This is a genomic window from Tissierellales bacterium, from assembly GCA_025210965.1.
GTDB lineage: Bacteria > Bacillota > Clostridia > Tissierellales > JAOAQY01 > JAOAQY01.
Map to the genome: position 1 here is coordinate 1 of JAOAQY010000123.1, position 8,393 is coordinate 8,393.

Genomic DNA, 8,393 nt, shown 5'->3' on the forward strand with positions numbered 1-8,393 from the left:
AGTAGGCCTTACAATGGCATTTGCAGCTCTTGAACTTGCGATTAGTTTTTATGCTAGGAATTTCAAGGAAGCACAAACGTATTTGACACCTATAACATTTGTAGTATTGATTCCAGCTTATTTTACTATGTACTTAGATGGCAAATTGATTCCATCTATTTATTTTCATATTCCAATTATAAATACCATTTCTATAATAAAAGAAGTGCTAGTAGGTATATTTGACCCCATGCATTTATCTATAGTGTTTGTTTGGACTGGTATTTATGTAGCTCTTGCTATTGGATTTGTGCTTAGTTTATTTAAGAAAGAAACTGTTATTTTTAGAAATTAATAATAAGGGCTTGTTATAAAGCACAATATATGTAAAAATAAGACCAAGAGTAGTAAAACTCAAGGTCTTATTTTGATTTGTAGGTTTTCATTTGCAAATAAAAAGAGCCCGGCGGCTCTTTTTATTCCAGGGAATAATATATTCCATGAAGTAATTGTTTAGGTTTTAGGGTGTTTAGGAGTGTTTTACTACTCTCTACGTGTTTTATTGTAACTTAAATATGATATGTAGAAAATGACATATGTCATCTTTTTATAAAAAAATAAAAAAAATTGGGATTTTGATGGAGTGGGAATATGAAGATTATTAATGATCCAAAATTATTAGATTATTATATAGAAAAATTTGATGTCATGAAGCTATTTACAGATGAAACTATAAAAGAACATATGACGCTCAGATCTTATCAAAAGAGAGAATATATAGTTTCGCCAGAAGGCATACTAGATAGTTTTTTGATAATGGTTGAGGGGAGAGCAAAGATATACTCTCATTCTAGTAATGGAAAAGTACTTCTTATTAGTTTTTATAGACCGTTTGGGGTACTAGGAGATGTCGAGTATGCACTTGGAAGAGAGACCGACTATATAGCAGAAGCTCTTACCGATACAGTTTATATAGCTATAGATAGGAATGTATTGATTGAGAAAACAAAAACTGATATAAAATTTAAGGATTATATAATGTATTCGCTGGCAAAAAAGATGAATCAAAGTGCTGGGAAAAACATGTTTAATTTGTTGTATCCATTAGAAAATAGAATTGCTAGCTATATAGTTTCTATTTGTAAAGCAGGAAAAGAGCAATTAGATGAAGTTGAGATTTACAATTTAAAGGATGCAGCTCAATTTTTGGGCAGTAGTTATAGACATTTGATAAGAACATTGAATGAGCTTGAAAATCAAGGAATGATTGAAAGACATAGAAACATGATAAAAATAATTGATAATGAGCGATTAGAGTTGCTTGCAGAAGAACTTTATGAATGGGGTTAATAAAGTTATGGCAAAGTTTTAGTAAACTAAACTATACCTAGGTAAGATTTCTGGATATTGTTATAATTGATGTAGATATATTATAGTAGTTACAAATTCGGAATTACTAGGAGTTGAAATTATGTCAAAGGTGGATTACGGATAACAACCAAGAGCACCTCCTAATTTAAGAATCAAATTGTAGGTTCGGAAAATTATATTAAATAGGGGGAATACTGATATGACATTTGAAAATGAATTAAAAGCTTACAATGAAAAATTTGAAGGTTGGGATTTTTCTTATATAAACAAAAGAGGAATAATGCAAGAATCACCTCTTAAATGGAATTACGAAACGCTTATACGCAAATATATAGAAGATGCTAATGCCATGCTTGACATGGGAACTGGCGGCGGAGAATTTTTAAGTTCTCTCGAAAACTTGCCTGAAATAGTGGAAGCGACAGAGTCGTATCCACCAAATATACTGATAGCTAAAGAAAGATTAGAGCCTATGGGAATAAATGTGTATGCTGTAAACTCGGATGAAAAATTTCCGATAGAAAGCGAACGATATGATCTTATAATAAATAGGCATGAATCTTATGATCCTGGCGAAATTTACAGGATTTTAAAACCAGGTGGATATTTCATTACTCAGCAGGTTGGTGGGAAAAATGATTGGGAATTGAATGAAAAGCTTGGAGCACCTGAAATGGAGTATATTGATTGGGATTTAGAGAGTGCATTAAGCAAATTGGGAAACTTCACGATAGAAAAAGCGTTAGAAGATTTTACTATAACGCGAACTTATGAACTGAGCGCTTTGGTATATTATCTAAAGGCAATTCCATGGCAAATTCCAGATTTTGATTTGGAAAAATATGAGCATGGGCTCAGAAAAATTTACGATGAGATAGAGTGCAGAGGACATTTAGATATGACACTGCATAGATTTCTTATCGTAGCTAAAAAAGCTTAGCATAAATACCCATAATGAAGAAGATATTGAGGTGATATTAAATTCGATATCTTCTTTTTTATTTGATTTTAAAAAAAATAGAGCATAAAAGTATTTTTGTGGTTATAATATTAGGATGAAATGAAAGATGGAGGAATACAATGAATACAAAAAACGATTTAACATCAGGGCCAATTCTTAAAAAGATGATATTGTTGGCCCTTCCAATAATAGGAACGTCATTTTTCCAGATGGCATACAATCTTACAGATTTATTTTGGATAGGGAAACTTAGCAGTGATGCTTTAGCTGCAGTCGGAACTGCTGGCTTCTACCCTTGGTTTGCGATGGCATTTATCATGCTAACCAAAATAGGAGCAGAAGTTGGCGTAGCACAATCAGTAGGTAAAAAGGATATAAAACTTACCCATGCATATGTGGGACACACCATAAAACTGAATGTTATTATGTCTATTCTCTATTCGATAATAGTGTTTTTGCTGTCTCATCAATTGATTGGTATATTCAATTTAGGAGATTCTAATGTAATCCAAATGGCAGAATCCTATCTTAAAATAATAACATTTGGTTTACCATTTTATTTTGTAAATCCGGTTTTAACTGGTATATTCAATGGTTCGGGAGATAGCAAAACTCCATTTTGGATAAATAGTATGGGGCTTTTAGCAAATATCGTATTGGATCCACTTTTGATATTTGGATTTAATTTGGGGGTAGATGGTGCTGCTTTAGCTACTATCTCCGCACAATTTATAGTGACATTATTGTTTATATTGTCATTAAAGAAACACATACATTTGTTTGAAGGTTTTAGTTTGAAAAATAAACTACAGATAGATATTATAAAAAAAGTTATAAAATTAGGTTTGCCTGTAGGGGTTCAAAGTGCTTGTTTTACTATAATAGCAATGGTAATAGCTAGAATCATTACGAATTGGGGGCCAACGCCTATAGCCGTTCAAAAAGTAGGTTCTCAAATAGAGGCTCTCTCATGGATGACTGCGAGTGGTATTGCAACTGCACTTGGTACATTTGTAGGACAAAACTATGGAGCAAAAGAGCAAAAGAGAATAATAAAAGCATACAAAATAGCAATGTATTTGATGGTAGGCATTGGTGCTATGGTGACCTGTCTGTTTGTATTTTTTGGTAGAGAATTATTTTCTATATTTACAACTGATGTAAATGCAATACAAGAAGGTGCAGTGTATATGAAGATACTAGGATATTCACAGCTGTTTATGTGTATAGAGATTACTACATCTGGATTTTTTAATGGTCTTGGTAAGACGCATATACCATCTGTAACGAGTATTACGCTTACAGGCCTTAGAATACCAATGGCATACGCACTTTCTGCAACAGCTCTAGAACTTAGTGGTGTTTGGTGGAGTATAAGTATTACTAGTATTGCAAAAGGTATAATAATGCTTGGTTTTGTATCTATTTTAATTAAAAATATAAATCAAAATGGATTACAAATATTAGCAAAAAACTAAGAAATATTAAGATGTATTTAGGAAATATGATTTGTCATGAGTGATAGCACATGTTATAATCATATAGAAGTAAGATAGCGCGAATGATGTAGAATCATTCATTTATTTGGTGATCGCGGTGCGATTGAAAAGGGAAGCTGGTGAAAACCCAGCACAGCCCCCGCTACTGTATATGCTGAGTGTGTTTAACCACTGGGAAACTGGGAAGGTATTCATACGTTTTAGGCATGAGTCAGGAGACCTGCCAGATAAAACTGCACGACTATTTCGGTGGGAAGTAGGTCCTGAAACAAATGCGAGTTTTTGTAGTCTCCCAACTCATGAGCTCATGATTAATTTGTGACAAGACACCCACTAAGGGTGTTTTTTTATGCCTAGAGTTGTTTATTACGGCAAACAGAAAGGACGTCGATCGATGGAGAAGCAGTTAAAATACATGTTAAGTATGATTTTGTTGACGCTAATACTAATATGTCTTAGTATTTTTGCGGTTTATGCGGGAAAAGCAGATTTAAATGCTTTAGATGCTAATATTGCAAAGACGATTTTTTACCAAATTCGTTTCCCGAGAGTTTTAGTAGCAATAGTAGTAGGCATTGGTTTAGCAATTAGCGGAACACTGTTTCAAGCCCTTCTCAACAATCCATTGGCCGACTCTTATACTCTAGGAATCGCATCAGGTGGCGCATTTGGCGCCATACTGGCAATGTTCATAGGCATTAAAGTAGGACTCTATGTGCCGATCCAATTGTCGGCTATAGCGTTCGCGCTACTCACTCTTCTTTTGGTACTTAAATTAGCACAAATAAAGGGGAGTATGACTCAATCTAGCTTAGTTTTGGCTGGAATTATTGTAGGAAGTGTATTTTCAGCAGGTCTTAGTTTGCTTAAAAGTTTAGCGGATGAAGATGTAGTATCAATGGTTTATTGGCTCATGGGCAATTTAGCATCAAAAAAACTTATTCAAATTTTACCATTAGCTATAGTAGTTGTTGTTTCACTAGGATTAGCTCTTTACTATTCAGAAGAACTAAACTTAATTACACTTGGTAAAAAAGAGGCTAGAACTATGGGCGTGGATTATGACAGGGTTTATAAAATCCTTATAGTCACAGCATCTGTAGTTACAGGATACTGCGTAGCGATTTGTGGTATCATAGCTTTTGTAGGTTTAGTGGTTCCCCACCTAGCGAGGATGCTTATAGGAGCAGATAATAGAAAGATAATTCCGCTAGCTAGCATACTAGGAGGACTATTTTTATTGTTGGCAGATACTATGACTAGGACGATATTACCCCATGAAATACCAGTGGGAGTCCTTACAACATTGGTCGGTGGGCCGTTCTTCATATATATTTATTTGAGAAAAAGAGGTGAGCGCTGTGATTAAACTTGAAAATATTAGCAAAAATTATGGCGTGAAATCAATACTAGACAATATAAATTTTGAATTTGAAAAAGGATTCGTATATGGAATTATTGGACCAAATGGTTCTGGCAAAACTACATTGATAGATTTGCTGACTAGTAATCTTAAACCTGATAATGGTGTAGTTTTAGTAGATGAAATTCCTATTGATGAATATACGCTTTTAAAGCGTGCGAGAAAATTGGCTTATTTGCCACAAAATGCCACTACTCAGTTCGGATTTACTGTAGAAGAATTGTTACATATGGGAACGTATAGCGGGCGAAAACTCAAAGAAAAATGCGATGATAGCAAAAAAGAAAATTATATCAAGCAAACTGAAATTCAGGATTTTAGACATAAAAAGGTGACAGAACTGAGCGGAGGAGAACTTCAAAGAGTTATGTTTGCTAAGACATTGTGCCAAGAGAGCGAGGCATTGATACTTGATGAAGGTACTTCAAATGCAGATATTTATTTCAAGGTCAATTATTTCAAATTGCTTCGAGAACAAGCTATTCGAAACAAATTAGTTATAGCGGTTGTGCATGATTTGTCTTTTGCAAGGAAGTATTGTGACAAATTGGTTATACTTAAAGACCAAAAAATTTATAGAGCAGGAAAAAGTCGTGAAGTTCTTGATGAAATTGCATTAAAAGAGGTTTTTAATATAGAGGGAGAGTTCTACAAGGATGCTCTTCTATTGATTTAAATAAAATATTGAGGGAGGATTATTAATGAAAAAGAGGTTATTAGTAATCTGGATGATAGTAGTTGCTCTAATGGTAGGGTGTCAGAGTAGTGCGAGTCCAGATGTAAAAACAGAGAATCAGGCAGCAGTCGAACAAGAGGTGTCTACTGAAAAGGATGCAGAGTCAACTAAAATAGAATTTGTTGACAACATGGGCGTTACTATCAAGTTAGAGAAACCTGCTGAAAAAATTATTTCGCTTTATTCAGTTCATACTGAAAATTTATTTGCACTTGGATTGGATGATGAAATTATAGGAGTAAGTACTAGTGACAAATACCCAGAAGATGTAAATGAAAAAACTAAGTATACTTACAAGGATGATCCAGAAGTGATTATAGCAGCTCAGCCAGATTTGGTACTTGTGAGAGATATGATTGCAAATAAGTACCCAGAGTATATACAAAGTCTTAGAGATGCAGGAATAACAGTAGCTACTCTTTATGTGAAAACATATGACGAATTTGATGAGTATATGAAGACATTGGGGCTACTATCAGGAAAAGAAAAAGAGGCAGAAGAACTTTTGAAAGAATTCCACGGCGAGATAGACACTATAAAAGCTAAGGTGGCAGATCAAACACCTAGAAAAGCTTATTTTGAGAGTATAGGAAAGAAATTTAAGACAGCTACTCCAGAGTCTTTTGCTGGCACAGCTCTTCAAATCTTGAATCTTGAAAACATAGCGGCAGATGTAGAGCATGATGGGAAATCAACAGTTGAAACTTACGGTGAAGAACAGCTTTTGGCTAGAGCAAATGAGATTGAAATTTATATTGCTCAGCAGGGAGTTATGAATAGAGGAATTACTCTAGAACAAATAGAAGCGAGACCAGGATACGATCAAATAAAAGCAGTAAAAGAAGGCAAAGTATTCTTGATAGATGAAAAATTGATATCTGGAGCAACTATGAGATACATTGATGGATTAAAGCAACTAGTTTCAGAGCTTTATCCGAATTTAGAAAAATAATAAATATTTGATATTTTAAAAGACCTTTTGACTAGTCCTTGTCATATGGTCTTTTTTCTTATAAAATAATTGTAAGTATTAAAATTTTTTAGCAAGGAGGAAAAGTAAATTGAATTATAAATTACTTGTCATCAATCCAGGTTCTACATCGACTAAGATTGCCGTTTATGAAAATGAAGTGGAACAAATAAAACAAACTATTGATCATCCAGCGGAGGAAATAGAGCGTTATGAGACTGTAATGGATCAATACCATATGAGAAAAGACAGCATATTAGCATTTTTAGAAGCAAATGGTTATAAAGTAGAGGAGTTATCTGCTATAGTAGGCCGCGGGGGATTATTGCCTCCTGTTAAATCGGGTGCATATCAAGTTAATGAGACTATGGTCAATCGCCTTAGAAACAAACCTATCGCAGAGCATGCATCAAATTTAGCAGCAGCGATAGCACTAGATATAGCTAATGATATTGGCGTAAATGCATATATTTACGATGCAGTTGCAGTAGATGAATTAGAAGAACATGCACGTATATCTGGTATGCCAGAGATTAAGAGAGAGAGTTTAATACATGCATTGAATATGAGAGCGGCAGCACTTAAATGCTGCGAGGAGAACAAATTATGTTATCCAGAATCAAATCTTATAGTAGCTCATCTTGGTGGAGGAATATCACTAAGTGTCCACAGCGGTGGAAAGATGATAGATATAGTTTCTGATGATGAGGGACCATTCTCTCCAGAGCGTGCTGGTAGAGTTCCTTGTAAACAACTCATAAATATGTGTTATTCTGGGACATATGACAAAAACACTATGAAAAAGAAATTGAGAGGCAAGGGCGGATTGGTAGCTTATCTTGGAACAGTAGATGCAAGAGAAGTAGAATCTATGATAGAAAGTGGCGACGAAAAAGCGAAACTTGTTTATTATGCTATGGCATCGCAGATTGCCAAGGGAATTGGTGAACTTGCGACAGTTGTAGACGGAAGAGTAGATAGAGTTATAATTACAGGTGGAATTGCTTACTCTAAAATGATGACAGATTGGATAAAGAAAAAAGTAGAATTTATTGCTCCTGTTGAAATTTTAGCTGGAGAAAATGAATTGGAATCACTTGCTTTAGGTGCACTTAGAGTACTTAAAGGTGAAGAAAAGGCATATGAATATGTGGATGCTGAATTCTAAAAGACAATATATAGGGTATATTTAAAAATAAAAAACCATTTAGGATCTGATTTGTTTCATTTGGGAAATATGAAACAAATACGAATCCTAAATGGTTTTGTTTTAGCCATTTCCTAAAACAGACAACACATCGAGAATCTTATTAAAAAACTCTTTTCTATCTCCACCTCTGACGATTTCCGTATAGATTCTGCCGTCTTTTATAAAAAGTATTCGCTTACAATAACTCGCAGCAAATGCATCGTGTGTAACCATCATTATAGTTGCGGCTTCTTGCTCATTTAAG

Annotated in this window: 9 protein-coding genes and 1 riboswitch; of the genes, 8 read left to right on the top strand and 1 reads right to left on the bottom strand. The window is 34.3% G+C overall.

Annotation, left to right across the window (positions count from 1 at the left end; all coding sequences use genetic code 11):
* The 8 genes from N4A40_09270 to buk form a co-directional block, all read left to right on the top strand.
* On the top strand, positions 1-334 hold a 334-nt coding region (locus N4A40_09270; GenBank protein MCT4662036.1), incomplete at its 5' end, for a hypothetical protein.
* Between the two features lie 296 nt (positions 335-630).
* Positions 631-1,329 carry a helix-turn-helix domain-containing protein gene (locus tag N4A40_09275; protein ID MCT4662037.1) on the top strand — a complete coding sequence of 233 codons (699 nt, stop codon included), beginning with the start codon at positions 631-633 and terminating at the stop codon, positions 1,327-1,329.
* 220 nt (positions 1,330-1,549) lie between these two features.
* Positions 1,550-2,290, top strand: coding sequence for a class I SAM-dependent methyltransferase (locus N4A40_09280; GenBank protein ID MCT4662038.1), 741 nt, complete (start codon positions 1,550-1,552; stop codon positions 2,288-2,290).
* Positions 2,291-2,430: 140 nt separating this feature from the next.
* Positions 2,431-3,789, top strand: a complete 1,359-nt coding sequence (locus tag N4A40_09285) for an MATE family efflux transporter (GenBank protein MCT4662039.1) — start codon at positions 2,431-2,433, stop codon at positions 3,787-3,789.
* 90 nt (positions 3,790-3,879) lie between these two features.
* A riboswitch (cobalamin riboswitch) is annotated at positions 3,880-4,053 on the top strand.
* Positions 4,054-4,159: 106 nt separating this feature from the next.
* Complete coding sequence (locus N4A40_09290; GenBank protein ID MCT4662040.1) at positions 4,160-5,179, top strand: iron ABC transporter permease; 1,020 nt, start codon at positions 4,160-4,162, stop codon at positions 5,177-5,179.
* Positions 5,172-5,909 carry an ABC transporter ATP-binding protein gene (locus tag N4A40_09295; GenBank protein MCT4662041.1) on the top strand — a complete coding sequence of 246 codons (738 nt, stop codon included), beginning with the start codon at positions 5,172-5,174 and terminating at the stop codon, positions 5,907-5,909. Before N4A40_09290 ends, N4A40_09295 begins: the two co-directional genes overlap by 8 nt.
* A gap of 25 nt (positions 5,910-5,934) precedes the next feature.
* Positions 5,935-6,921: an ABC transporter substrate-binding protein gene (locus N4A40_09300; protein MCT4662042.1), complete on the top strand. Its 987-nt coding sequence runs from the start codon at positions 5,935-5,937 to the stop codon at positions 6,919-6,921.
* A gap of 109 nt (positions 6,922-7,030) precedes the next feature.
* The gene (gene buk, locus N4A40_09305; GenBank protein MCT4662043.1) at positions 7,031-8,107 is read left to right on the top strand and encodes a butyrate kinase; all 1,077 of its coding nucleotides are present in this window, start codon (positions 7,031-7,033) and stop codon (positions 8,105-8,107) included.
* Between the two features lie 102 nt (positions 8,108-8,209).
* On the opposite strand, the gene N4A40_09310 is transcribed toward buk, so the two are convergent.
* A partial coding sequence (locus N4A40_09310; protein ID MCT4662044.1) for an ABC transporter ATP-binding protein occupies positions 8,210-8,393 on the bottom strand: 184 nt, incomplete at its 5' end.

What these genes read in the sequence shown, in the direction of transcription:
- N4A40_09285 (MCT4662039.1), top strand. Translation starts at nt 2,431, where the DNA reads ATGAATACAAAAAACGATTTAACATCAGGGCCAATTCTTAAAAAGATG.
- N4A40_09275 (MCT4662037.1), top strand. Translation starts at nt 631, where the DNA reads ATGAAGATTATTAATGATCCAAAATTATTAGATTATTATATAGAAAAA.
- N4A40_09300 (MCT4662042.1), top strand. Translation starts at nt 5,935, where the DNA reads ATGAAAAAGAGGTTATTAGTAATCTGGATGATAGTAGTTGCTCTAATG.
- N4A40_09280 (MCT4662038.1), top strand. Translation starts at nt 1,550, where the DNA reads ATGACATTTGAAAATGAATTAAAAGCTTACAATGAAAAATTTGAAGGT.
- N4A40_09290 (MCT4662040.1), top strand. Translation starts at nt 4,160, where the DNA reads ATGCCTAGAGTTGTTTATTACGGCAAACAGAAAGGACGTCGATCGATG.